This window comes from Rhodococcus sp. IEGM 1366, from assembly GCF_033142425.1.
Lineage (GTDB): Bacteria > Actinomycetota > Actinomycetes > Mycobacteriales > Mycobacteriaceae > Rhodococcus_F > Rhodococcus_F globerula.
In genome coordinates, this window is the sequence record NZ_JAWLRZ010000001.1 from 588785 (window position 1) to 613494 (window position 24710).

The following is a 24710-nucleotide window of genomic DNA, read 5'->3' on the forward strand; positions in this document are numbered from 1 at the left end:
CCTGGTAGATCAGTTACCGGCGGTTTCGATGCCGGCCTTGGTGTCCGCCAAAGCCTGCTCGACGGTCTTCTCGCCGCGAATAGCAGCGTAGGTGTTGTCGGAAATCGACTTCGACACCTGCGTGTAGTACGGCGTGACGGGACGCGGCTGCGCGGTGGCAAGCGCTTCCTTCAGTGTCGCGAAGTACGGGAACTCTGCAAGTACTGCCGGGTCGTCGTAGACAGCCGAGAGGACGGGCGCGCCGCCGACCGCGGTGAAGTACGTCTGCGACTTCTTGGTCTGCATGAATTCGAGGAAGTCGCGTGCCGTGGCCGGAGCGTCCGAGAAGGCACTGATGCCGACGTTGTAGCCGCCGACCGTCGACGCGCCCGGTCCGTCGACACCCGGAAGGACGGTGTAGCCGTACTTGCCGGCGACCGACGTCTCTTCGCCGTCGACCGAGAAGCCGGACCAGCTACGCATGAACAGGGCCTTGCCTTCACCGAAGGCGCTCTGCGACTCACCCTCGGAGTACGTCAGTGCTTCCTGCGGGATCGTGTTGTCGGCGAAGGAATCGACGATGAACTGCACGCCTTCCTTCGTCTTGTCGTCGATCGCCGGGGTGATGCCGTCAGCAGCGACCCACGGTCCGTCGTAGGCATTGGTGATCTCGGTGGTGTTGACCGTCAGGCCTTCGTAGTTCTTGAACTGACCGACGTAGCAGGAGATGCCGGCTTCGACAGCCTTCGGGCAGTTTTCCTTGAGCTCGGCCCACGTGGTGGGAGCCTTCTCGACGAGGTCCTTGCGGTAGTACAGGAACGCGGCGTTGGTGTTCTTGGGCGCTGCGTAGAGCTTGCCGTTGTACGTGCCCGACGCGACCGTGGACTCGAGGAGGCCCGACGTGTCGATCTTCAGGTCACCCTCGAGCGGAGCCAGCCAGCCGTTGGCAGCAAACTGCGCGGTGTTGACGACGTCGACGCCGATGAGGTCGTACTCGTCGCTCTTGGCCTGCATGCGCTGGGTGATGTCGTCGACCTGCGCGTTGGCTTCCTTCGCCAGTGGCTTCAGGGTGACCTTCTCGTCCGGATGCTCGGCATTCCAGTCGGAGATGATGTTTTCGAGCGCCTCATTCAGGGCATCCTGGCCCTCGACGATCGTGATGGGGCCGCGGCCTTCGCTGGAGGACGATCCCCCGGATGCGGCTGTGGTGGTGGTGTCGCCGCCGTTGTCCGAATCGGACGAACAACCGGCCAGTACCAGCATCGACACTGCCGACGCTGCAATTGCAGCCCGACGCATCGCCTTCGAGTTCAGAACCATGGATTCGCTCCCCGCTTGTATACGACAAAAGACATCCCGGTAGCCGACGTCACGGCATGCGCCATGAGTGCCGGCTCCCGGCATCGGCCCCTACTGTGGCACGAGACACCCCTACTTGTTGGTATTACGGCGAACCTGAATCGTTCATGTGTCGGATTAGAACGTCGAATCAGCCGAGGCGACGGCCGTCGCTGGATGCAAAAATGTGCACCTTGCCCGGGTCGACTCGAAGATTCACGCGATCACCCTTCTGCGGCGGATTACGCCAATCACCTCGCGCCACGATCTGTTGTGGGCTGCCACCGATAGTCGTGCGGCCGTAGACGTAGGCGTCGGACCCGAGTTCTTCGACGACGTCGACGTCCATCGGAATTCCCGCAGCGGCAATCTCGAGGTGTTCCGGACGAATTCCGAGCACAACTTCGGTCTCGGGTGTTCCGTTCAATGTTTCACGGGAAACAGGAACAACCACGTCACCGAACGCCACACCGCCGTCGGTGAGCGGAAGGGTGAAGAGATTCATCGCGGGCGAGCCCATGAAACCGGCAACAAACACGTTCTTCGGCCGGTTGTAGAGCTCCCGCGGCGACGCACACTGCTGCAGGATTCCCTTGTCGAGGACGGCGACGCGGTCACCCATGGTCATGGCCTCGACCTGATCGTGCGTCACGTAGACCATCGTGGTCGCGAGGCGTCGCTGCAATTGCGCGATCTGCGTACGCGTCTGCACCCGCAGTTTTGCGTCGAGGTTGGAGAGCGGCTCGTCCATCAGAAACACCTGCGGTTGGCGGACGATGGCGCGGCCCATCGCAACTCGCTGACGCTGGCCACCGGACAGCGCTTTCGGCTTGCGATCCAGGTACGGCTCCAGGTCGAGCATCTTGGCAACTTCCTCGACGCGAGCCCGGGTTTCCGTCTTGTTGGTGCCCGCCAACTTGAGCGCAAATCCCATGTTCTCGGCGACCGTCATGTGCGGGTACAGGGCGTAGTTCTGGAACACCATCGCGATGTCGCGTTCCTTGGGTTCCTGACCCGTGACGTCGCGGTCACCGATGAGAATGCGGCCACTGTGGACCTCCTCGAGACCCGCCAGCATGCGGAGCGTCGTCGACTTTCCACAACCGGACGGTCCGACGAGAACAAGGAACTCGCCGTCCTCGATCTGGAGGTCGAGCTTGTCGACTGCGGGGGAATTCGATCCGGGAAACAGGCAGGTAGTTCCCTCGAATGTCACTGAAGCCATGACGGGTTGATCCCTTCTACCGGCAGGAACGTGCCGGACGATCCAAGTTGAGGGTGAGTGTGTGCCCCAGCAGCATAAGCGCCGCTGTCGGTATCCGGGAGTACCCTTCTGCGGTGAGTTCGGAGAAGATGTTGACCCGCATCGGCGCTCTGCTTCGTCAGGCAGAATCCACCGATAATCCCCACGAAGGTGAAGCCTTCATGGCGGCCGCACAGCGGTTGGCCACCAACTCGGCCATCGACCTGGCGGTGGCCCGTGCACACACGGCGTCGTCCGAAAAACGGGCGACGCCCACCCAACGGCTCATCACGATCGGTGAGCCCGGCAAGCGTGGCTTGCGGACCTATGCTCAGCTGTTCATCGCCATCGCTGCCGCCAATGACGTGCAGTGCGACATCGCGCAGACGTCTGCGGTCATCTTCGCGTACGGATTTGCCGGCGACATCGACGTGTGTGAGGCCCTGTACTCGAGCCTTCTGTTCCAGATGGTGCGAGATTCCGACGCGTATGTGCGCTCCGGTGCGTACCGCGGTGAAACGTCCGTGCGGACGGTCGTCGAAACTCGCGGACGACGACGCGTCAGCACTCAGGTCCGCAAGCCTGTTGCCGGAGTGACCGCACGGCTCAATTTCCAGATGGCCTATGCGGCGCGCATCGGTGCCCGGTTGGCGGAAACGAAGAAGGAGACGGAAACAGTGTCGACTGCGTCATCCTCGGAAACCGCACTGGTGTTGCGTAACAAGGAAATCGAACTCAAGGACTACTATTCGTCAAATTCCAAGGCACGCGGTACATGGCAGGGCGGCGGCCGGGCAAGTGCCGGGCATTCGTCGCATGCACGTCAGGCAGGGGACAAGGCGGCCAGATCAGCACGGCTGGGAAACCTCCCGGAGATCGGTGGCGTCAAGGGGCAGATCGGACGGGGCGAGCGAAGGGACGGGGGTAGGTGAGCGGTGAGAGATAAGCAGCAGTCCGCCGTCTACGAGGCAGAAACCTTGGTGCGCACCATGTTCGACCGTGCGGACCAGCGGGGGACACGTAGCGTCGAAGTTCTGGGATCCACCATCACGCTGCCGGTCGAGCGCAAATTCGGATCCGTGGAGTCGGTACAAACGTATTGCAAGCAGGTTCTTGCACTGAACTGGGTGGGGGAAACCTGGCCCCGCGCAAGTGTTTCGGTAATGGTGCGCGCCCGCGCCGGAAACACTGCCGCTCACTACTCGAATGGCACCATCGCCGTCCCCGATGATCGAGACGGGCGCTGGGCGTTGCGCGAACTTGTTGTCCTGCACGAACTCGCACACCACCTCGGCAACCCCGACTCCGACGAGGCTTCCCACGGGCCCGAGTTCGTCGACCGATACCTCACGCTGGTCGACGAAATCATCGGGCCCGAGGCTGCCTTCGTCCTGCGTGCGATGTTTCTTGCCGGTGGTGTTCGAACCGACTGAGCCCTCTCTGCCCTCGGCGAACCCGGTAGTGGCCGCACTGGTCGGCTGGAATACTCGGCGTATGGATGCGCAGCGCAGATTGGTCCTGGTCAAGGGTGGGTCGGAACTGCCCAACCCGGATGCACCTGCGCGTAAGCCCCCACTGATCCGCGAAGCGTACGGACGAGTGTTGCGTGAGGTCCGACGCGATCAGGACCGGACACTCGGCGACGTAGCCGCCCAGGTCGGAATGTCGAAGCAATACCTGTCCGAGATCGAGCGAGGCAAGAAGGAACCGTCGTCGGAAATCCTGCGCGCGATCTGTGAAGCCTTGGGGATGCCGCTGGAGCACTTGCTGTTCCGATCGGGCAACAAGATAATTGCACTCAATTCCCTCACCTTCGGGCACTCTCCGACACCGATCTCCGGCCCCGTCCTGATGGCGGCCTGAGTCAGTTCCCTTCGATCAAGCTGTCAGCCAGGCCATAGGAGATCGCGTCGTGGGCGGTGAATATCCGGTCCCGATCGGTGTCCTTTCGAAGTCGCTCGACGCTCTGACCGGTGTGCTTACTCAAGATCGTCTCCGTCTGCTCGCGGATTCTCAGGATCTCAGCCGCTTGAAGCGCCAGGTCCGAGATGGTGCCGCTACCTTGCGTCGACGGTTGGTGCAGCAGCACCCGGGAATGGGCGAGAACATGCCGATGGCCCGGAGTACCGGCGGCGAGCAGCACCGCAGCAGCCGACGCCGCCTGCCCCATGCAGTACGTCGAAATCGTGGGTTTCAAGAACTGCATCGTGTCGTAGATCGCGAGCATCGCAGTGGTGGAACCGCCGGGAGAGTTGATGTACAAACCGATTTCGCGATCCGGGTTGTCGGCCTGCAGGTGCAGCATCTGAGCCATCACGACGTTGGCGACGCCGTCGTCGATCTCGGTGCCGAGAAAGACGATGCGCTCGTTGAGCAGCCTACTGAAGATATCGAAAGATCGCTCACCCGTTGGTGTTCGCTCGATGACGCTGGGAATCGTGTACTGGGACATGATGTTCACAATCCGATCTTGGGGAAGGTAGCCTGCGGTGCGATCTCGGCGAACGTCGTCACGACGCGGTCGACGATTCCGTATTCGCGTGCCTGCTCGGCGGTAAACCAACGATCTCGGTCGCTGTCTATCTCGATTTCTTCGACGGTCCGGCCCGTTTCGGCGGCCAGAATTTCCTGCGACTGACGCTTCATCAACTCGAGGCTCTCGGCCTGGATCGCGATATCCACCGCTGTGCCACCGATACCCGCTGACGGCTGGTGCATCATGATGCGACTGTGCGCCAGGCTGATTCGCTTGCCATGTGTACCGGAGCAGAGAAGCACCTGACCCATACTGGCGGCAAATCCCATCGCTACCGTCACGACGTCATTGGGGATGAGCTTCATGGTGTCGTAGATGGCGAGACCGGCAAACACCGATCCGCCGGGTGAATTGATGTAGAGCACGATGTCGCGCTTGGGGTCGGTAGTGGCGAGGAGCACCAATTCCGAGCACACGCGCTCGGCCATGTCGTCGTTCACCTCGCCGGTCAGCAAGATTGTTCGTTGACGAAAGAGCCTGTCTGTCAGCAGGTCACGATATCCGGTGTCGGTGAGGGTTGGAGTAGTCATGAATCCATTCCTACCGCCGCCGCGGCGCTGGAATCCAGATTGTCTGCTGTAGGCAGACCCGGACCTGAACCCGATGATTCGGACCAGCCTGAACTAAACCCGTGAGCAGCACTTTTCCGCCTTATCGACGGCAACCGCCATTGTCGTCGCCACGCAGTGGGGGTTATATGGGGTTATGCACATCAGTGCAGGTCAGGGTGTCGAGTTGCGAGAGAGGCCGGGGCAGATGCCAAAGATCAACGTCTATGTTCCGGACGACCTCGCGGCAGCGGTACGTGCCCGACAACTCCCGATCTCGGCGATCTGCCAAATGGCGCTTCGCGGCGCACTCGATCGCGAAGCACCCGATTCTTCGGTGCGCATCACCGAGCATATCGAGACCGATCTGCCGTTCAGCCCTCACCTGGCATCGGTGATATCCCTGGCTCCGGCCGCTGCGGCCAGAAAAGGTTCGTTGACAGTTGATTCCGAACACTTGCTGCAAGCTCTCCTCGACGAGGAAGAGAACCTCATACTGCGCGGTCTCGACCACCTCGGGCTGACCCGCGCATCCATACAGAAAACTCTCGATCTGGTGGTACCCGACAAGGCACCCGTCGACGACAGCGACGTCACGTACGGCCCCGCGGCCCGCGTGATTCTCGAAGCAGCAGTGGCCGATGCGCACTTGGCCGGAAACTCGGTCGTAAACGGCGCAAATTTGGTGTGGGCCTTGGCAAACGCTTCCACAGGATATGCCGCCGACGTCCTGGACCACCTCGGATTCTTCCAGGTGACCACTCACCAAGCCCTCGGCTTGATCGAAGTTGGTGTCGGCCACACAAACCGATATGCACCGGCCGGCCAAGCTGCGATCCTCACGGAACTCGCCAAGATCACCGACCGCCTCGCGCGCCTCGAGGCTTCTCTCTCGTCTTCGTGTAGCTAGAGCGAAAAACTCGTAGCCCCCTCTCTTCTCACGCATTCCAGAATGGAGGTGCGCTGTCATGGCGCGCTCACTCCCTCGCTTTCACGGACAGATAGTCACGGACGATTCCGAGAGTCTGCATGTGTCGACCGACGTGCTGATTGTCGGCGGCGGACCGGCGGCAACCTGGGCGGCAGTTGCCGCAGCGGAATCCGGCGCCAGTGTCATGTTGGTAGACAAAGGCTATGTCGGCGCAAGCGGTGTAGCCGCGACGGCGGGAGTCGGCCATTGGCTCGTGCCCCCGGTTCCGGAGCGTCGCGACGAAGAAATCTCGCGGCGCGAACGCTCCGGTGGTTTCATCACCGATCGAGTCTGGACCGAAGCGGTTCTCGACGAGGCTTGGGAGCGAACAGCTCTCATCCCGGAATGGGGATACAAGCCCAGTGCCAAGCCGCGCAGTCCCGGCTCACTGTTCGGCGCCCGTCCCGGCGAGCGATCATTTTCCGGCGCCGCCCCGGACTACCTCCGCTTCCTGCGTGGGAAGGTCAAGAAATCCGGAGTCCATGTACTGGACCACAGCCCGGCACTGGAACTTCTCGTGGATTCCAACGGAACTGTCTCCGGGGCAACGGGTTACCAGCGTCAGGTCAAACGGCCCTGGCGCGTCGACGCCGGCGCCGTGATCCTCGCGACTGGCGGCACCACGTGGAAGAGCCACTCACTCGGCGGTGACGTGAACACTGGCGAGGGGCACTTGATGGCCGTCGAAGTCGGCGCCCATCTCTCCAGCATGGAGTTCTCGAACTTCTACGGAATGGTGCCCTTCGGAACCAGCATGGACAAGAACGGATTCTTCGTCTCCGCGTCGTACTAGGATCACCGCGGTGAACCGATCCGGTATCACGACCTTCACCAAAGCCGCGCAGAGCTTCTCGGTGCTTCTCTGCGCGGCACGATCACCGCACAGTTCACTCAGTTCGACAAAGAAATGTGGCCGGCGCTGCGCGCTGCGATGCCCAACTTCTTCATGGTGACGGACAAACTCGGGATCGATCCCTTCAACGAACGGTTCCCGATGGATTGGGTCCAAGAAGGAACTGTCCGGGGTACGGGCGGAATACACATTCTCGACTACGAGGCGTCGACGGGAGTGTCCGGCCTCTACGCGGCAGGCGATATCGCGGCGCGCGACCGCATAGTCGGCGCTGCCACCGGAGCGGGTGGCCCCAACCTGTCGTGGGCCATTGCGACCGGGACGTGGGCTGGACGCGCTGCGGCCGGATTCTCCGCACATCGTGGATTACCAACCCGATTCGATGTCGAACCGTCCGGAACCCTCGGTGTTCGTGGTCGAGGTGTCAACAACGTCGACGACGCTGTTCGCTCGATCCAGTCCGAAATGCTGCCGATCGACAAGGCAGTTTTCCGCAGCAACGACGGACTTGCCGACTCGGCTGCTCGCCTCGATCGACTGTGGGAGAGCACATCTTCCGCCCCGATCGTCGAATACTCCGGCATGGAGGCAATCGCGCAACGCGAGAGCGCCGGAATGCTGGCGATGGGCCGGTGGGCGGTACGTACGGCCATGGCGCGCACGGAAACCCGTGGCATGCATACCCGCACCGATTTCCCTGACACGGATTCGAGCCAAGCTCACCGACTACTCAGTGGCGGGCTTGACGATATCTGGGTGGAGCCGGATACCGAATTACCCCGTGTTGGTATCACATTGGCCACGCAGGGGAGTGCGTCATGATCGAGATCATCAACGCCGACCGCTGCACTACGTGCGACATCTGCGTCCGGATCTGTCCGATGAACGTCTTCGAAGCCGTCCCGGACGCCCCTCCCGTGATCGCCAGACATTCGGACTGCCAGACGTGTTTCCAGTGTGAGGCGTACTGCCCGGCCGACGCCATGTTCGTCTCGCCCTCACGCACACCGGAACCGCAGGGCTCCGAGTTCCTCGACGAAGAGCACCTTCTCGGGCAGAACCTGCTCGGGATGTACCGCGAACGCGTCGGGTGGCGCAAATCGTCCGCCCGCCCGACACAATCCACAGCCGACTATCACCAGCTTGCCCAGAATGCCAGGAGAACACCATGACCATCCGCACTCGCACCAAAAGCCTTGCCGCACTGCTGGGAATCGTACTTCTCGCAACGGTGACCGCGTGCTCGTCGACCTCGGAAGCCACCGAGGGTACGTCGGCGTCACTGATTCCGTTGACAGTGGGCGCTCCGTGGAACGGTGCGGCCGGTAAATCCCCCACGGACACAACCTCGTTCGGTTACGCCGTCCACGAGGGTCTGGCACAACCGATTCTCGAGAAGTACGGATTCGAGTACAAAGCCTTCGTCGGCTTCAACAACGGTCCGCCGGTGGTGCAGGCATTGCAGACGGGCGACGTACAGGTCGGCCTGATCGGTGACACACCGGCCGTTCAGGCCAAGGCCAGCGGAATCGACGTGCCCGCCTTGGTGATCGACAAGCCCGCGTCCGATATCTGGTTCCTCGGCCGAGAAGGTGGAGTGTCGAAGATCGAAGATCTTGCCGGAAAGAAGGTGGGACTCCAATTCGGCTCCAACTTCGACAAGTACGGACGCGCCGTACTCGAACGGGCCGGTGTTGCAGATCAGGTGGAGTTGGTGAATCTGCTCTTCGCCGACGCGCTACCTGCCCTGCAGCGCGGCGACATCGACGCCGTTCCACTTCCCGCGACGACGGCCGGCATCTGGCGCAAGCAGATCAACTTCCCCATTCTGTCCAAGGCGAGCGTCGACGACCCCGATCTGCTGGCCACCAGCGTCGCCCTGACTTCGCGTGAGACTTTTGTGGCGAATCCCGAACTGGCAAAGGCGGTTTGGGAGGTCATTCAGGCCGGAGACAAAGCAATCGATGCGGACCACGACGCCTATGCTCAGTTCGTTTTTGATGCCACCGGCTCACCGGTAGATGTGGTCAAGGAAGCAACACTGTGGAATTTCCAGAGCGAACCAGTTGATCCGGACGGATTGAACACGGTGCGTTCGACGCTCGACTTCCTGGTCAAGTCCGGTAAGGCCCCTAATGCCTTCGACGTCACGACCTGGGCAGTGTCATGAGTGTGGAAGCACCGGCACTGCCCACGGTGAGAGCGCCTGAGCATCTCGCGCCGGCACCTACCCGTCGGCGGCGACGCTCACGATTGACCGATGTCGCGCTGCGCGCAAGCGTCCCGGTTGCACTGCTCGCCTTATGGGCAGTGGGATCGGCGACCGGCAAGATCGACGAGAAGACCTTCCCGTCGCCGTGGTCGGTGTGGTCCGCATTTGTCGAACTGCTGACGACAGGGGTTCTGTGGGAGAACCTTTCGGTATCGCTTGTCCGTGTTGCCATCGGATTTGCCATCGGCGGGGCACTGGGACTATCGCTCGGCATCATCTCCGGCCTGTTTGCTCTGGCCGACAAACTCCTCGACCCGACGCTGCAAATGCTCCGCACCATCCCGTTTCTCGCAATCACTCCGTTGCTGATCCTGTGGTTCGGCATCGACGAACGCCCCAAGATCATCATCATTGCGGCAGCAGCGCTGTTTCCGCTGTACATCAACACTCACAGCGGCGTGCGAAACGTGGATCGCAAGGTCATCGAAGCCGGACGAGTGTTCGGGCTCCGTGGCATCGGGTTGATCCGTCAGGTGATCCTGCCGGAGATGATTCCGTCGGTGCTTGTCGGACTGCGGGTCTCGCTGTCGGTGTCGCTTCTCGCGCTCATCGTCGCCGAGTTGAGCAATGCCCCCAAGGGCCTGGGTTTCCTGATGACCTCAGCTCAGCAGTATTTCCAGACCGACATCCTGGTGGTTGTCGTGATCATCTACGCAATCTGGGGGTTGTCGGTCGACCTTCTCGTTCGAGCTATCGAGCGAATCCTGATGCCGTACAAGCAATGGGGGAAGTCCGCATGAGTATTCGAGACACCGGTGTACGCGCCAGTGGCATCGTCAAGACTTTTGGTGATCGCACAATCCTGGACGGTTTCTCGCTCGACGTGCAACCGGGGGAGTTCGTTGCACTCCTCGGAGCCAGCGGCAGTGGCAAGACAACCTTCCTGCGAATTCTTGCCGGCCTCGAGGGATACGACGCCGGGGAGGTGCACGCACCGGATGCGCGGACGGTCGTCTTCCAGGAGCCTCGCCTCATTGCGTCGAAGCGCGTCCAGGACAACGTCATACTGGGTCAGCGCGCTACCCGGAAGAATCGCGAAGCCGCAACCGCTGCGTTGGCCGAGGTGTCACTAGCGGGGCGCGAACGGGCTTGGCCCACAACCTTGTCCGGTGGCGAAGCGCAGCGCGTCGCATTGGCCCGGGCGTTGGTACGCAACCCACAATTGTTGCTGCTGGACGAGCCGTTTGCGGCACTCGACGCGCTCACCCGACTCCGCATGCAGGCCTTGGTGGCGGAACTGTGTCGCAAACATCGTCCGGCAGTGCTGCTGGTGACTCACGACATCGACGAGGCAATCCTGCTCGCGGATCGTATTGCGGTGTTGCGCGACGGTCGTTTGAGCATCCTCGAAAACGTCTCGTTCGCGCAACCGCGCAATCCAGCGCAACCGGGGTATACAGCTCTGCGCACTCGCCTACTCGAAGAACTGGGGGTCCACGAGTCGGTTGGTGCTGCCCACACGTAGCGGCAACCGGGTCTTCCCGGCCATGATGAAGGGAGTAACCATTTCCTCTCGGCAGGAGCGCGGCATGACTCGTCCGGTACGCATCGGTGTTCAACTCCAACCCCAGCACGCACCCGACTACGGGCTGATCCGCGACGCGGTTCTGCGATCAGAAGACGCGGGGGTCGACATCGTCTTCAACTGGGACCACTTCTACCCGTTGACCGGCGATCCCGACGGAGCCCATTTCGAATGCTGGACCATGCTCGGGGCCTGGGCCGAGCAGACCGAACGTGTGGAGATCGGTGCCCTGGTCACGGGGGGTGGCTACCGCAATCCCGATCTGCTGGCCGATATGGCGCGAACCGTCGACCACATGAGCGGTGGACGCCTCATCCTCGGCATCGGCGCCGGCTGGTTCCAGAAGGACTACGACCAGTTCGGCTACGACTTCGGCACCCCAGGTTCACGGCTGAAACTGCTCGGCGAGTACCTGCCTCGCATCACACGGCGACTGGCCGGTGGCAACCCGCCGCCGACGCGCAATATCCCGGTTCTGATCGGCGGTGGCGGAGAGAAGAAGACCCTGCGACTGGTCGCCGAGTATGCCGATGTGTGGCACAGCTTCGGCGACCGCGAGACGCACCTGCGCAAGTCCGACATCCTGGCCGATCACTGCGCCGCTGTCGGACGCAATCCCCTGGATGTGGAGCATTCCGCCCCGTGGCCCGGATTGGAGAACGCCGCCGACCTGGTGGCCGACGGCGTCACTCTCTTCACAGTCAGTTCGAGCGGACCGGATTACGACCTGACAACCCTCGTCGAGGCAATCGGGTGGCGCGATGAGAATACCGCTCCTGCGTTGAGTGGGTTGGCCTGAAGGCCTGTGCGCCTTTTTGGTAGCGGGAACTACCAGAAAGGCGCACGGGGCGGTTACGCCCTAGCGAGAATCCCTGCGAAATCAGTTCCCACCGGCAGGGTTCCGTACTCGTGACCACGATCCTCGCCCAGTCGAGCGGCAATGAACGCCTCCGACGACGCGGCCGGCGCGTAACGCACCATCAGCGACGCCTGAAGCGCGAGCGCCATGGCTTCGACGACGGTCCGAGCCCTCAGCTGCGCGTCAGCGGGTGCCATCGTGGCGAGCTCACCGAGCTGGCGTCGTACCCGGTCGAGGTGCTGATCGAGAACCGGGTTGTTGCCACGGGCGAGGTTGACCTCGTGATCGAAGGCGGCGACGGAATCGGGTTCACGAGTCATCGCGCGCAATACGTCGAGCGCGATGACGTTGCCTGAACCCTCCCAAACGGCCATGACGGGCTGTTCGCGGTAGCGACGAGCCAGCGGGAAGTCCTCGGTGTACCCGTTGCCACCCAGGCATTCGAGAGCCTCGTACGAGTGATGCGGGCCGCGCTTGCAGATCCAGTACTTCGCGACGGCTGTCGCGAGGCGACGGAACGCCTTTTCCTGCTCGTCTGCGTCGTTGTCCTGCGCACGAGCCAAACGCAGTGCGGTGATGGTCGCGGCCTCGGATTCAAGCGCCAGGTCCGCGAGCACCGACGTCATGGCAGGCTGATCCGCCAGGACGGCACCAAAAGCGCTGCGGTGACGTGCGTGCCACACTGCCTCAGCGACCGACTGCCGCATTCCGGCGGTACTGCCGAGAATGCAGTCGAGACGCGTCTGCGACACCATCTCGATGATGGTCCGCACACCACGGCCTGGCTCACCGATCATGGTGCCGACGGTGCCGTCGAGCTCGATCTCGGATGACGCGTTGGACTTGTTGCCCAGCTTGTTCTTCAGACGCTGGATGCGGAAGACGTTGCGCGTGCCGTCGGGCAGGATGCGCGGGAGCAGGAAGCACGAAAGACCTTCGCCTGCAGCACCTTCAGCCTGAGCCAGCACGAGGAAGGCGTCGGACATCGGTGCCGAGCAGAACCACTTGTGGCCGGTGAGCAGATAATCGGCACCCGGACCGCCGCGGCCCGCGGGCTTCGCGATGGTGGTGTTGGCGCGTACGTCGGAGCCGCCCTGCTTCTCCGTCATGGACATACCGAAGATGGCGGATGCCTTTCCGGGGGCGTCCAACTCGGGCGTGTAGCTGCGTGAGAGTGCGCGCGGCGTCCAGATGGCGGCGACATCAGGCTGCAGCTCGAGCGAGGGGATTACGGCATGTGTCATGGAGATGGGGCACGCATGACCGGGTTCGACCTGGGAGAACAGCATGAATGCCGCTGCGCGAGCAACATTGGCACCGGGCTTGGGGTTCTCCCACGCCGAGGTATGCGCTCCGTGAGCGACCGCGGCCGAGATGATGCGGTGGTACGACGGGTGATATTCCACCTCGTCGATGCGGTTACCCCACCGGTCGAAGGTGTGCAGTTCGGGGATGACGGTGTTTGCCAACTCGGCATCGTGCTGGAAGCCAGCACTGCCGACAAGTTCACCGATTCCGGTCAGTTCCTCTGTTGCCCAGTTTGCATCATGGCGTACGACGCCTTCCGCAAGCACGGTGTCGAGAAGGAACTCGTTGACGTCGGTACGCGGCACCGACTGATTGAGCACCGCATGCGTGCGATGCGGGGCCGGATGCGTGACGGTGTTTTCGGAAAGTTCAGTCATGACAAACCTTTCAGCTCGCGCTGCGGATGAGGTGCTTCTGGATCTTGCCGGTGGGTGTACGCGGGAGCACGGTCACAAATTCCACCTCACGCGGAATCTTGTAGCGCGCCAGCTTGTCCGAGAGGTAGGTCTTGATGTCGTCGGCATCGATGACGCCAGGTTCACGCCACACGACATGCGCAACGACGGTTTCGCCCCACTCCTCGTTGGGCTTGCCGACAACGGCCACGTCGACAACATCGGGGTGCCCGGAGATCACATCCTCCACTTCCTTGGAGTAGACATTCTCGCCGCCGGTGATGATCATGTCCTTCGCGCGATCGACGATGAAGAGATAACCGTCGTCGTCGGTGCGCGCGAGATCGCCTGTGCGGTACCAATCTCCGTCGGCAAACGCGGCCGCAGTGGCTTCGGGATCATCGAGATACCCCTGCATGACGGTGTCGGCACGCAACCAGATCTCACCGATCTGCTCGGGCTCCACGTCGCTACCATTGTCACCAACGACCCGCAGATCCACACCGGCAAGCGCGAACTTGCCGATAGACCCGGCCTTGGTCAATTGCTCTTCTGGGTACAGCACCGTGCCGACAGGACCGGTCTCGGTCATGCCGTAGACCTGGCGGAACTCGGTGGTGCCGTAGGACTCCACGAGTCGGCGGGCAACATCGGCGCCGATGGGGCCACCACCGTACAACCACGCACGGACGCTACCGAGGTTGTAGTCGGCGAAGTTCGGCACCATGTTGAGGGCTGTCGTATAGATGACCGGAGGACCAAAGCAAAGCGTAATACGTTGTTCCTGAACCATTTCCAGGAATGTCACCGGATGGTACTCACGAACCAGCACAACCGTTCCGCCCATGTAGAGCGTGGACATGAACCAGTTGTTGAGCGGTGACGCGTGCCAGATCGGAACAGCCATGAGCAGTCGCTCATCCCGCGTCGTCGAGACGGCAAGGCCGGCAGTGATCGCCACCCCGACCACGTTGCGGTGGCTGTGGACGCAGCCCTTCGGAGCGCCGGTTGTACCCGAGGTGTACAGGATTTCGGCCGGATCGTTTTCGTCGATCTCGACGCCGTCCACACCGTCCACGCTGCTGATGGCGTCATCGAAGAAGTCGAAACCGTCTGCGGCAGAGTCTGTACTGACCAACTTTGCGGTGGTTTCGAGGCGACTGACGACGGGTGCCAGTTCACCGTCGAAGACACACACCGACACCTTGGCGTGTCCAAGCACGTAGGCGACTTCGGGCGTCTGCATCTTGTGATTGATGGGAACGACGACGGCGCCCAGACGCCAGGCTCCCAGCATCGCGTAGACAAAACCTGGCGTGTTGAAGCACATCAGAGCTACACGATCGCCACGCCCCACACCCAGATCTTCCAGATACGCGGCAGCACGCCGGCTTCCGTCCTGAACCTGCTGATACGAGTGTTCGTGGCCGCCTGCGATCAGGAACGGCTTGTCGGGCGTCTTGGTGACATTGCTGTCGAATACGCGAACGATGTTCATCGGCAAATCCTTAAAAGTCCTGATGGAGAGAGAGTTTCACTCCATCGAGCTGTTCAGTACTGCGTCGGGTATCTGAAGGGTGGCGAAGATGACGGCTACCGCTTCCTCGAGCGAGTAGCCGAAGCTCTCGCCGGTTGCGGTCTTCTGAATGACGAGGCCGAAGATCGCGGACCAGAAGGCTTTCGATTCGACGTCGATGCCCGCGCGCAGCTGCCAACCGGTGCGGACCAAAGTTCGGAGGAGGGCAGTTTCGCCTGAGGAGTGCAAGGTGCGGAGCGTCTCGGAGATGAGATCGCGTAGCTCGCCGCGTCGGCCCGTCATCATCATCGCTTCGACAAAGATCTCGACACTCGGAGCTCCCGCACCGAGCAGCGATCCGACAAGTTTCTCGGTGTAGTCACCGACGGTAGCGGCGTCCGCGGCATCAACCTCGGCGCGTTTACCCGCCCGGAGAACAGCAGCGCAGGCGACCTCGACAAAAAGCTTCTCTTTGGATCCGTAGTAGTACGTCACCTGATTGGGATGAGCGCCGGCGGCCGCGCAAATCTGGGCGATGGATACGCACTCACCATGCTCGAGAAACAGTTCCGTGGCCGCGTCGAACAGAGCCTGACGGGTCTGCTTCCCGGATTGCCGTGTTGCTCGCGCTGCCGGTACTGCTTCGGTGGCCATGGACGCACTCCTACTTGTTTGTATGACAAACAATAACTTGGTGTTGTTTGTATGGCAAACAATTTTTTCGAACGCGAACGCCCGAGTGAGAATTACGAGTGATGTCGATCGACACCTCACACACAGCGGACTACTCTTCTCCCACAGAGCGAAGCCCGTTCCTACTCGATCGGGATGAACGCCAGACTAAGCACATTCGATGTTTAGCCAACCGAACAACTCGATTCTTCTCCGAGGAGGTGCCCGTCAATGCTCGAGAATTCTGATGTTCCGCTTGCCACTCGGGCAACTATCGCCGGGGACTGGGCAGATCTGCTGCGCGAACATTTTGTCGCTCTGGACGTATCCGATATCGACGACCGCACACGTTTCACCGGCGCTGTCCAATCGGCTCAGCTTGCCCACGTCAAGGTTGCTGCCGTTCAGTCGATGGAACAACGAATAGTGCGCAGCAACAGTTTGATCAGGGACGACGGCGCCGACTACCTGCAAATCGGGATGATCCGCCGCGGTAGCGCGATAGTGCGGCAGGACGAGCGAGAATGCGTACTGCGATGCGGTGACTACGTGCTGTACGACACCACCCGTCCATTCGATTGGCAATTCGAGGGACATCCCAACGACGGGTTCTGGGGACTCGAGGTCTTCACCTGGCCAAGGCCGTCTCTGGCGCTCGCGGACGCTGAAATCCGGAGCCTCACCGCCATTGCGTTTGACGGTCACACCGGCGTGAGTGGACTTCTAGGTCGCTTTCTTCACGATCTTGCGTCAGTCCGCATGGCCTCTGATGTCGCCGGAGCCGAGGCTGAGATCATCGAGGAAATCAGCGATTTGGTGAAATCGTTCCTGCACACCACAATCCGTCCGGTCGCCTCGCATCGTAACGACCTTTACGAGATGGCACTTTCGGTCATCGACGACCGCATCGAGGACCCGTCGCTGTCGCCGGTAAACATCGCCGAATCGGTCGCGGTTTCCATTCGACAGTTGCATCGGGTCTTCGCCGAACACGGCACGACTGTCTCACGCTCGATTCGACGTCGTCGCCTGGAAGTCTGTCGCCGAGAGATGGTGCGACACGGGACCGCAGAGCGGTCGTTGACTCAAATTGCTCACCGATGGGGATTTACGGACCCCTCTACCTTCAGTCGAGCGTTCAAAGCCGAGTTCGGGATGAGTCCTCGCCGATACCGCTCGGAATCACTCGCTGCGTCACTCGATTCCGCGAACCCTGCCTCACCCCGGTAACAAACGGTAACGCGCACGTAACCTACTGCGCTACTTATCTATTCGAGATCGCCGCGATAATCCGGCACTGCAGGAACAATCCGAGGTTCTTGGCACTGTGGTCCATGTTTCTGGCATTTCTGGTCAAGTTTGCCGGGCGTTGCGGGCGTAGATTTTCGATACGCCGTTGCCGAAGCGTCAGGCAACCGATGACCTACTCGGATGGAGTGCTCATGGAATCTGCGATCAGTGAACATCTCAAATGCCCACGGACCTTGACTCGTAGGGTTCCGGATACGTACGCACCGCCGTTTCCCATGTGGGTGGGACGCTCGGACGAGAAATTGCACCAAGTGGTGATGGGCTACTTCGGCGTCCAATTTAGGGGAGACGAACAGCGTTCGGACGCACTGGCAGCCATGCGCCACATAGTCGCCAGTCTCGATCTGGCTGACGGCGCGCTACACCACGATCTGACCCACCACCTCGACCACCAAGGCTACGAGAACTTGATTGTCGCAGGGTACTGGACGGACCCTGTGTCCCAACAACGTTGGAGCAATTCCCGAGCGGTGGCGGACTGGTGGGAATCTGCTGACCGCCTGTCTGACGGCTTGGGTTTCTTCCGCGAGATCGTGGCACCGCGGGCCGAGCAGTTCGAAACGCTGTACGCGTTCCAAGATAATCTCCCCGGTGTCGGAGCGGTGATGGACGGCATCAGCGGCGACATAAACGAACACGGCTACTGGGGTTCGATGCGCGAACGATTTCCGATCTCCCAAACCGACTGGATGCAGCCGTCCGGCGAATTACGTGTGATCGCAGGCGATCCCACAGCAGGTGGCCGTGTAGTGGTGCGCGGGCACGACAACATCGCATTGATTCGATCCGGTCAAGATTGGGCCGATGCCGAAGCAGACGAACGCAGTCTGTACCTGGACGAAATCCTGCCGACTCTCGAAGCGGGAATGGACTTCCTCCGCGACAACGGCCAGGCAGTGGGTTGCTACAGCAACAGGTTTGTGCGCAACATCGACATCGACGGCAACTTTCTCGACCTGAGTTACAACATCGGACACTGGGCCTCGCTCGACAATCTCGAACGCTGGTCGGAGTCCCACCCGACCCATCTACGCATTTTCACCACGTTCTTTCGTGTAGCCGAAAATCTGGAGAAACTCCGCCTCTACCACGAGGTCTCGGTATTCGACGCGGACGCACAGCAGTACGAGTACATCAACTGTCATCCACACACCGGAATGCTGCGCGACGCCACACACTGATCAGATCAGGAGCACACTTCTCATGGCAATAATTCGACCAGATGACGACGCAATAGATTCTGCTGCACAGCATTACGGAATCGACCTAGACGATACGGCCAAGCGGGAGTGGCCGGCCCTGATCGACGGAGCGCTCGGCTCCTACGATGCAGTCGATCAACTGTATGCCGACGAAGCAGCACCAACGCCGATCTCCCGCGAATACCGGACACCCGAATCTGACGAAAATCTTTTGGGCGCTTGGTATGTGACAACCGAGATTCTTCCGACATCGGACGGCGTCCTGGGCGATCGTCGGGTAGCGATCAAGGACAACGTCAGTGTGGCGGGCGTGCCGATGATGAACGGGTCACGGTCGGTCGAAGGATTTGTTCCCTCCCGCGACGCCACTGTCGTCACTCGACTACTCGCAGCCGGGGCGACGGTTGCCGGCAAAGCAGTGTGCGAAGACCTGTGCTTCTCCGGTTCCAGTTTCACGCCGGCTAGCGGACCCGTCCGCAATCCATGGGACCCGCACCGTGAAGCCGGTGGATCATCGGGTGGCAGTGCAGCTCTCGTGGCCAATGGTGACGTCGACATTGCCATCGGCGGCGACCAGGGTGGATCGATTCGTATCCCTGCTGCATTTTGTGGCGTCGTCGGGCACAAGCCCACTTTCGGACTTGTCCCCTACACGGGCGCTTTCCCTATCGAGCGCACCATCGACCACCTCGGGCCGATCACTCGCAGCGTCGACGACGCTGCACTGATGCTTTCGGTCATTGCAGGCCGCGACGGCAACGACCCCCGACAGCCCGAGAATCTCGAGACGGGCGACTATTTGTCCAACCTCGGCTCCGGCGTAGCGGGGATGCGAATCGGTGTTGTGCGAGAAGGATTCGGTCAGGCCGTCTCACAACCAGAGGTCGACGACGCCATCCGTTCAGCGGCGTACAGCTTGACCGAGGCCGGATGCGTTGTGGAGGAAGTGAGCATTCCCTGGCACGTGCACGCCTTCCATATTTGGAATGTCATTGCCACTGACGGTGGCGCCTACCAGATGCTCGACGGCAACGGGTACGGACTCAATGTCGAAGGTCTCTACGATCCGGAACTGATGGCACACTTTGCTTCTCGCCGTGTTCAGCATGCGAATGACTTGTCGGAAACTGTCAAACTGGTTGCGTTGACCGGCCATCACGGTGTTACCACGCTTGCAGGTGCCACCTACGGCAAAGCCCGCAACCTGGTGCCCCATGCCCGTGCCGCCTACGATGCCGCGCTGGAACAGTACGACGTGCTGGTGATGCCTACTCTGCCGTATGTCGCATCCGAGTTACCCGCTGCGAATGTCGACCGCGCCACCTTCATCACCAAGGCCCTCGGCATGGTCGCCAACACCGCACCATTCGACGTCACCGGCCACCCTTCTCTCTCTGTCCCGGCAAGTCTGGTGAACGGTCTGCCGACCGGAATGATGATCACCGGCAAGCGTTTCGACGACGCAAAGGTACTACAGGTCGGTCGCGCATTCGAGAAGATTCGCGGTGCATTTCCGGCGCCGGCCCGCCACACGTCCACAGTCCTTATTCCACCGATTCACACGTGATCAGCCCCCACAGGAAAGGTGAAACACAATGTCAGTAACGGTCGACCACACAACGGAGAATGCGGCACCAGCCCAGGCACCTGTCTCCGACCGCGCGTGGGCGTTGTTCCGCGCACTCGACGGCAAGGGATTGGTCCCTGCCGGTTACGTCGAGGGATGGAAGAAGACCTTCGAAGAGGACTTCAGCCCCAAGCGCGGCGCCGAGTTGGTCGCGCGAGCCTGGACCGACCCCGAATTCCGGCAGTTACTCCTCACCGACGGTACTGCGGCAGTGGCTCAGTACGGCTATCTGGGACCTCAGGGTGAGTACATCGTGGCCGTCGAAGACACTCCGACGCTCAAGAACGTGATCGTGTGCTCACTGTGTTCGTGCACCGCCTGGCCGATTCTCGGTCTGCCGCCCACCTGGTACAAGAGTTTCGAATACCGTGCGCGGGTGGTCCGTGAGCCACGGAAGGTTCTCTCCGAGATGGGAACCGAGATCCCGTCGGATACCGAGGTTCGCGTCTACGACACCACCGCCGAAACTCGCTATATGGTCCTCCCACAACGCCCCGCAGGCACCGAGGGCTGGAGCCAGGCGCAGCTGCAGGAAATCGTCACCAAGGACTGCCTGATCGGGGTCGCAATCCCGCAGGTCCCCACAGTCTGATCACACCGACAAGAAAGAAGCACACCATGGATGGAGTACACGATCTTGCCGGAGTTCAAGGCTTCGGCAAAGTCCCGCATACCGTCAACGCCGCCATCGGCCCCACATTCCATGCCGAGTGGGAACACCTGCCGTACAGCCTGATGTTCGCTGGTGTCGCCGAACTCGGGGCATTCAGCGTCGACGAAGTTCGATACGTCGTCGAGCGGATGGAACCCCGGCATTACATGATGACCCCGTACTACGAGAGGTACGTCATCGGCGTCGCTACTCTGATGGTCGAAAAAGGGATCCTGACGCAAGACGAGCTCGAAACTCTTGCAGGCGGACCGTTCCCGCTGTCACGACCCAGCGGATCCGAAGGGCGGCCTGCACCCGTCGAGACGACCACCTTCGAAGTTGGTCAGCGAGTACGCGTGCGCGACGAATACGTTCCGGGGCATATTCGAATGCCTGCGTACTGCCGTGGACGGGTGGGAACCATCTCTCATCGGACCACCCAGAAGTGGCCGTTCCCCGACGCAATCGGTCACGGGCGCAACGACGCCGGCGAAGAACCCACTTACCACGTGAAGTTCGCCGCGGAGGAACTGTTCGGCCGCGACACCGACGGCGGAAGCGTCGTTGTCGATCTCTTCGAGGGGTACCTCGAGCCGACGGCCTGATTTTCCACCAACCCTGATCTTCCCGCAACGCCAGGCGGCGGTCATGCGATCGCACCGTTTTGCACGACCGCCGCCAAACCACAGCGATCCACTCATCCGGAAGGACTCTGGAAATCATGGTCGACACACGACTTCCGGTCACGGTGCTCTCAGGCTTCCTGGGAGCCGGGAAAACGACACTCCTCAACGAGATTCTGCGTAACCGTGAGGGTCGACGAGTGGCGGTGATCGTCAACGACATGAGCGAAATCAACATCGACAGTGCAGAAGTCGAGCGCGAGATATCGCTGAGTCGCTCCGAGGAGAAATTGGTCGAGATGACCAACGGCTGCATCTGCTGCACTCTGCGTGAAGACCTTCTCGCTGAGATTGCGACGCTGGCCGCCGACGGTCGCTTCGACTACCTTCTCATCGAATCTTCGGGCATTTCCGAACCGCTGCCCGTCGCGGAAACGTTCACTTTCATCGACACCGACGGTCACGCTCTGGCGGACATCGCTCGCCTCGACACCATGGTGACCGTCGTCGACGGACACAGTTTTCTCCGTGACTACGCGGCTGGGGGTCGCGTCGAAGCCGAAGCGCCGGAAGACAAACGCGATATCTCGGATCTGCTGGTCGATCAGATCGAATTTGCCGACGTCATCCTGGTGAGCAAAGCCGATCTCGTGACGCCACAACACCTGATCGAACTGACAGCGGTCCTACGATCTTTGAATGCGACTGCCGCGATAGTGCCGATGAGTCATGGCCGAATCCCACTCGACACCATTCTCGATACCGGTTTGTTCTCCCTCGAGAAAGCTGCGCAGGCCCCTGGCTGGCTACAAGAACTCCAAGGTGAACACACGCCCGAAACCGAAGAGTACGGAATCAGTTCGGTGGTGTACCGCGAGCGAGCACCCTTCCACCCACAACGGCTACACGACTTCCTCACGAGCGAGTGGACAAACGGAAGGCTACTTCGGGCCAAGGGATATTTCTGGAATGCCTTCCGGTTCACCGAGATCGGGAGTATTTCTCAGGCAGGACACGTCATCCGGCACGGATACGTCGGACGATGGTGGAAGTTTCTTTCCGACGATCTCTGGCCCGCCGATGACTACCGTCGTTCGGGAATCCTCGACAAGTGGGAAGAACCCGTTGGCGACTGCCGGCAGGAGCTCGTCTTCATCGGCCAGGGCATCGACCCGGTTCGACTACGCAGAGAACTCGATGCCTGCCTACTCACCACAGCGGAGATCGAACTCGGGCCAGACGTGTGGACCACGTGGCAAGATCCACTCGGAGCCGGACACAGCGAGTCAACCGCTGCGGCCCCCTGAGCCGTCACCGAGGGTTGCCGGATCAAGGGCTTGCAGCACTACCCGAATCGCCGGGCTGGAATCCGCGCTTCGGCGCCACGCTGCATGCACCTCACGCTTCGGCGCCCGCGCCAGTGGCCGCGACACCAACTCTTCCCCCAACGGCGGACGGGCAAGGCGAGGAATCAAAGCGATTACCTCTCCCGAAGAAACCAGCGACAGCTGCGTGGCAAAATCGTCGACCAGATGTCGCACATCGGCATCCTCGCCCACGTCGGCGAACAACCGTCGGAACCACTGGTGACACACGGTCCCCGGCGGACTTGTCACCCACGCGTGACCCGCTAGGTCGGCACTGGTCAGAGGTCGGTCGAGCTGCGCAAGTGCATGCGTCCGATTCATCACGACATCACCGACATCAGTGTGAATGTGACGCTCGGCCAGCGATGAAGGAAGCGAAGGCGGCAATCCATCGGCATCGTGAACAACCGCAAAGTCCGCTGTACCGGCGTCGACGCTGTGCAGCGCCTGGTCCGGGTCCTGCTCGGTGACGCGCACCTGTAAGTCCGGGCACTCGGTCGACAATCGCACGATCGCCGGCGCAAGCAGCCCCCGGATTCCTGTCGAGAATGCCGCTACTCGGAGTACTCCGCGCGGCGCACCGTCCGAAACCGACTGTGCTGCTTCGACGCAACGCTCCAGCGCGTCGAACACATCAGGCGCCGAATCGACGATGGCCTGCCCGGCGGGCGTGAGCACAACTCCGCGGCCTGCAGTCGCAAGCACCGGTACACCGACTTGACGCTCGAGCCTCTTGATCTGCTGCGAAATCGCCGACGCTGTGAACCCGAGTTCCTCTGCGGCTCGCGCCAGCGTTCCGAGAGCGGCCACCGACCGCAGCGCCCGCAAAGCTCCGACATCGATCATGAAGCCAGACTACGCAATATCGCGAAAAAACCATCGCTGGACCGGAGGTATCGCCAAAGGCACGATCACTTCATGACCATCTCGCAGCACCGCGCCGAACTACTCTTCGGCACCAACCTCGTCGCCATGGTGACTCCGATGCGCCCCGACGGAACGCTCGACGAAACGGGCATCACCAGTCTCGTCGACCACCTGTTGAGTACCGGATGTGACGGCATCGTCGTCGGTGGAACCACCGGCGAGTCGCCCACCTTGACCGAACCCGAAATGACGCGATTGGTCAAAGCAGTGAGCGAACAGTCGAACAATCGGGCTCGGGTGATCGCTGGTGTCGGCACCTACAACACTGCCGACAGCATCCGTCGTGCCCGCGACGCCGAGGCAGCGGGAGCGGACGCATTGCTACTCGTCTGCCCCTATTACTCCAAGCCGACTCAGGCCGGAATCGTGGCCCACTGCGTCGCGGTTGCAGACGCCACCGAACTGCCCGTAATGCTCTACGACGTTCCCGCACGGACGGGCGTCGCCATGGAAACCTCCACACTCATCGAACTCTCCGACCACCCCCTGATCCGGGCGGTCAAGGATGCCAAGGGCGATCTCTTCGAAGCAATGACGGTCATGTCCCGAACATCGCTGGCCTATTACTGCGGTATCGACGAGCTCAACTTGCCCTACCTCGCGTGTGGCGCCACCGGCGTGGTCAGCGTCGTGGGCAACGTCCTCGCCGACCGCAACGCCGAACTCATCAGCGCCGTCCGGGTCGGCGACCTCAGCTCCGCGAACGCTGTCCAAAGCTCGTTACTCGAGATCGTGGACGCCATCATGCGCACGTCCCAAGGTGCGGTCATGGCCAAGGCCGCCCTGGCAGAACTCGGAATCATCCCGTATGCCGGCGTGCGCCTTCCACTGATCGAGTCGCCGCCCGCTCACCTGCGTCGCCTCACCGAAGCAATGGATACTTTGTCGATAGCAGTCTGACTATTTCCCGTACCCGCTGATACTTAAAATCATGCTGATTTGAACGCGTGCGCCCAGTGCAGAAGCCTGATGTCCAAAATCTGCAAG

General features: G+C 61.3%; 26 protein-coding genes. 18 read left to right on the plus strand and 8 right to left on the minus strand.

The genetic code is table 11. The features are described from left to right. Positions 1–9 precede the first annotated feature (9 nt). Together R4P64_RS02900 and R4P64_RS02905 are read right to left on the minus strand one after the other, a co-directional pair. Positions 10–1299 (minus strand): ABC transporter substrate-binding protein, encoded by a 1290-nt coding sequence (locus R4P64_RS02900; RefSeq protein WP_033237064.1) that lies wholly within the window; start codon positions 1297–1299, stop codon positions 10–12. A gap of 169 nt (positions 1300–1468) precedes the next feature. Beyond that, a complete protein-coding gene (locus R4P64_RS02905; protein ID WP_317819192.1) occupies positions 1469–2542 on the minus strand; it encodes a sn-glycerol-3-phosphate ABC transporter ATP-binding protein UgpC in 1074 nt (357 codons plus the stop codon). Between the two features lie 113 nt (positions 2543–2655). Here R4P64_RS02905 and R4P64_RS02910 point away from each other — a divergent pair, with 113 nt between their 5' ends. From R4P64_RS02910 to R4P64_RS02920, 3 genes are all read left to right on the plus strand, one after another. Further along, positions 2656–3492 (plus strand): DUF2786 domain-containing protein, encoded by an 837-nt coding sequence (locus R4P64_RS02910; protein WP_317819194.1) that lies wholly within the window; start codon positions 2656–2658, stop codon positions 3490–3492. Positions 3493–3495: 3 nt separating this feature from the next. Continuing rightward, positions 3496–3993, plus strand: a complete 498-nt coding sequence (locus R4P64_RS02915) for a TIGR04338 family metallohydrolase (RefSeq protein ID WP_317819196.1) — start codon at positions 3496–3498, stop codon at positions 3991–3993. A 61-nt stretch (positions 3994–4054) separates the two neighbouring features. After that, positions 4055–4423 carry a helix-turn-helix transcriptional regulator gene (locus tag R4P64_RS02920; protein WP_317819198.1) on the plus strand — a complete coding sequence of 123 codons (369 nt, stop codon included), beginning with the start codon at positions 4055–4057 and terminating at the stop codon, positions 4421–4423. Position 4424: 1 nt separating this feature from the next. On the opposite strand, the gene R4P64_RS02925 is transcribed toward R4P64_RS02920, so the two are convergent. Beyond that, positions 4425–5012 carry an ATP-dependent Clp protease proteolytic subunit gene (locus R4P64_RS02925; protein WP_033237105.1) on the minus strand — a complete coding sequence of 196 codons (588 nt, stop codon included), beginning with the start codon at positions 5010–5012 and terminating at the stop codon, positions 4425–4427. 5 nt (positions 5013–5017) lie between these two features. Next, positions 5018–5626 carry a ClpP family protease gene (locus R4P64_RS02930; protein WP_033237059.1) on the minus strand — a complete coding sequence of 203 codons (609 nt, stop codon included), beginning with the start codon at positions 5624–5626 and terminating at the stop codon, positions 5018–5020. A 226-nt stretch (positions 5627–5852) separates the two neighbouring features. Between R4P64_RS02930 and R4P64_RS02935 the strand changes: the two genes are divergently transcribed. The 8 genes from R4P64_RS02935 to R4P64_RS02970 all read left to right on the plus strand — a co-directional run bounded on the left by R4P64_RS02935 (position 5853) and on the right by R4P64_RS02970 (position 12063). Beyond that, positions 5853–6554 carry a Clp protease N-terminal domain-containing protein gene (locus R4P64_RS02935; protein WP_033237058.1) on the plus strand — a complete coding sequence of 234 codons (702 nt, stop codon included), beginning with the start codon at positions 5853–5855 and terminating at the stop codon, positions 6552–6554. A 58-nt stretch (positions 6555–6612) separates the two neighbouring features. Then, positions 6613–7407: an FAD-binding protein gene (locus R4P64_RS02940; RefSeq protein ID WP_317819202.1), complete on the plus strand. Its 795-nt coding sequence runs from the start codon at positions 6613–6615 to the stop codon at positions 7405–7407. 114 nt (positions 7408–7521) lie between these two features. Then, entirely contained in the window at positions 7522–8289 is a 768-nt protein-coding gene (locus tag R4P64_RS02945; protein WP_317819204.1) for an FAD-binding protein, read from the plus strand. Continuing rightward, positions 8286–8639: a ferredoxin family protein gene (locus tag R4P64_RS02950; RefSeq protein ID WP_033237056.1), complete on the plus strand. Its 354-nt coding sequence runs from the start codon at positions 8286–8288 to the stop codon at positions 8637–8639. Before R4P64_RS02945 ends, R4P64_RS02950 begins: the two co-directional genes overlap by 4 nt. After that, on the plus strand, positions 8636–9637 hold the full coding sequence (locus R4P64_RS02955) for an ABC transporter substrate-binding protein (protein WP_317819206.1): 1002 nt from the start codon (positions 8636–8638) through the stop codon (positions 9635–9637). The genes R4P64_RS02950 and R4P64_RS02955 overlap by 4 nt, the downstream gene beginning before the upstream one ends. Beyond that, entirely contained in the window at positions 9634–10479 is an 846-nt protein-coding gene (locus R4P64_RS02960) for an ABC transporter permease (RefSeq protein WP_045065957.1), read from the plus strand. The genes R4P64_RS02955 and R4P64_RS02960 overlap by 4 nt, the downstream gene beginning before the upstream one ends. Next, complete coding sequence (locus R4P64_RS02965) at positions 10476–11204, plus strand: ABC transporter ATP-binding protein (protein WP_033237053.1); 729 nt, start codon at positions 10476–10478, stop codon at positions 11202–11204. Before R4P64_RS02960 ends, R4P64_RS02965 begins: the two co-directional genes overlap by 4 nt. Positions 11205–11268: 64 nt before the next feature. Further along, entirely contained in the window at positions 11269–12063 is a 795-nt protein-coding gene (locus tag R4P64_RS02970; protein ID WP_033237104.1) for an LLM class F420-dependent oxidoreductase, read from the plus strand. Between the two features lie 53 nt (positions 12064–12116). On the opposite strand, the gene R4P64_RS02975 is transcribed toward R4P64_RS02970, so the two are convergent. Genes R4P64_RS02975 through R4P64_RS02985 form a run of 3 tightly spaced genes read right to left on the minus strand, consistent with a single transcriptional unit; the run spans position 12117 to position 15996 of the window. Next, complete coding sequence (locus R4P64_RS02975; RefSeq protein WP_141485280.1) at positions 12117–13808, minus strand: acyl-CoA dehydrogenase family protein; 1692 nt, start codon at positions 13806–13808, stop codon at positions 12117–12119. A gap of 10 nt (positions 13809–13818) precedes the next feature. Further along, positions 13819–15324 carry a long-chain-fatty-acid--CoA ligase gene (locus R4P64_RS02980; RefSeq protein ID WP_317819213.1) on the minus strand — a complete coding sequence of 502 codons (1506 nt, stop codon included), beginning with the start codon at positions 15322–15324 and terminating at the stop codon, positions 13819–13821. A 36-nt stretch (positions 15325–15360) separates the two neighbouring features. Next, positions 15361–15996 (minus strand): TetR/AcrR family transcriptional regulator C-terminal domain-containing protein, encoded by a 636-nt coding sequence (locus tag R4P64_RS02985; RefSeq protein WP_045065966.1) that lies wholly within the window; start codon positions 15994–15996, stop codon positions 15361–15363. Between the two features lie 249 nt (positions 15997–16245). On the opposite strand from R4P64_RS02985, the gene R4P64_RS02990 reads away from it, so the two are divergent. The 6 genes from R4P64_RS02990 to R4P64_RS03015 all read left to right on the plus strand — a co-directional run bounded on the left by R4P64_RS02990 (position 16246) and on the right by R4P64_RS03015 (position 22736). Further along, the gene (locus R4P64_RS02990) at positions 16246–17244 is read left to right on the plus strand and encodes a helix-turn-helix domain-containing protein (RefSeq protein WP_317819216.1); all 999 of its coding nucleotides are present in this window, start codon (positions 16246–16248) and stop codon (positions 17242–17244) included. 212 nt (positions 17245–17456) lie between these two features. After that, complete coding sequence (locus tag R4P64_RS02995) at positions 17457–18506, plus strand: phenylacetaldoxime dehydratase family protein (protein WP_317819740.1); 1050 nt, start codon at positions 17457–17459, stop codon at positions 18504–18506. Between the two features lie 22 nt (positions 18507–18528). After that, on the plus strand, positions 18529–20094 hold the full coding sequence (locus R4P64_RS03000) for an amidase (RefSeq protein WP_317819218.1): 1566 nt from the start codon (positions 18529–18531) through the stop codon (positions 20092–20094). A gap of 28 nt (positions 20095–20122) precedes the next feature. Next, positions 20123–20746, plus strand: a complete 624-nt coding sequence (gene nthA / locus R4P64_RS03005; protein WP_095887512.1) for a nitrile hydratase subunit alpha — start codon at positions 20123–20125, stop codon at positions 20744–20746. A gap of 26 nt (positions 20747–20772) precedes the next feature. Beyond that, the gene (gene nthB, locus R4P64_RS03010; RefSeq protein WP_317819221.1) at positions 20773–21411 is read left to right on the plus strand and encodes a nitrile hydratase subunit beta; all 639 of its coding nucleotides are present in this window, start codon (positions 20773–20775) and stop codon (positions 21409–21411) included. Between the two features lie 116 nt (positions 21412–21527). Continuing rightward, on the plus strand, positions 21528–22736 hold the full coding sequence (locus R4P64_RS03015; RefSeq protein WP_317819222.1) for a GTP-binding protein: 1209 nt from the start codon (positions 21528–21530) through the stop codon (positions 22734–22736). Here the strand turns inward: R4P64_RS03015 and R4P64_RS03020 are convergent. Next, positions 22716–23642: a LysR family transcriptional regulator gene (locus R4P64_RS03020; protein WP_095887514.1), complete on the minus strand. Its 927-nt coding sequence runs from the start codon at positions 23640–23642 to the stop codon at positions 22716–22718. The genes R4P64_RS03015 and R4P64_RS03020 overlap by 21 nt on opposite strands. 72 nt (positions 23643–23714) lie before the next feature. Between R4P64_RS03020 and dapA the strand changes: the two genes are divergently transcribed. After that, positions 23715–24623, plus strand: coding sequence for a 4-hydroxy-tetrahydrodipicolinate synthase (gene dapA, locus R4P64_RS03025; RefSeq protein WP_317819223.1), 909 nt, complete (start codon positions 23715–23717; stop codon positions 24621–24623). Positions 24624–24710 lie beyond the last annotated feature (87 nt).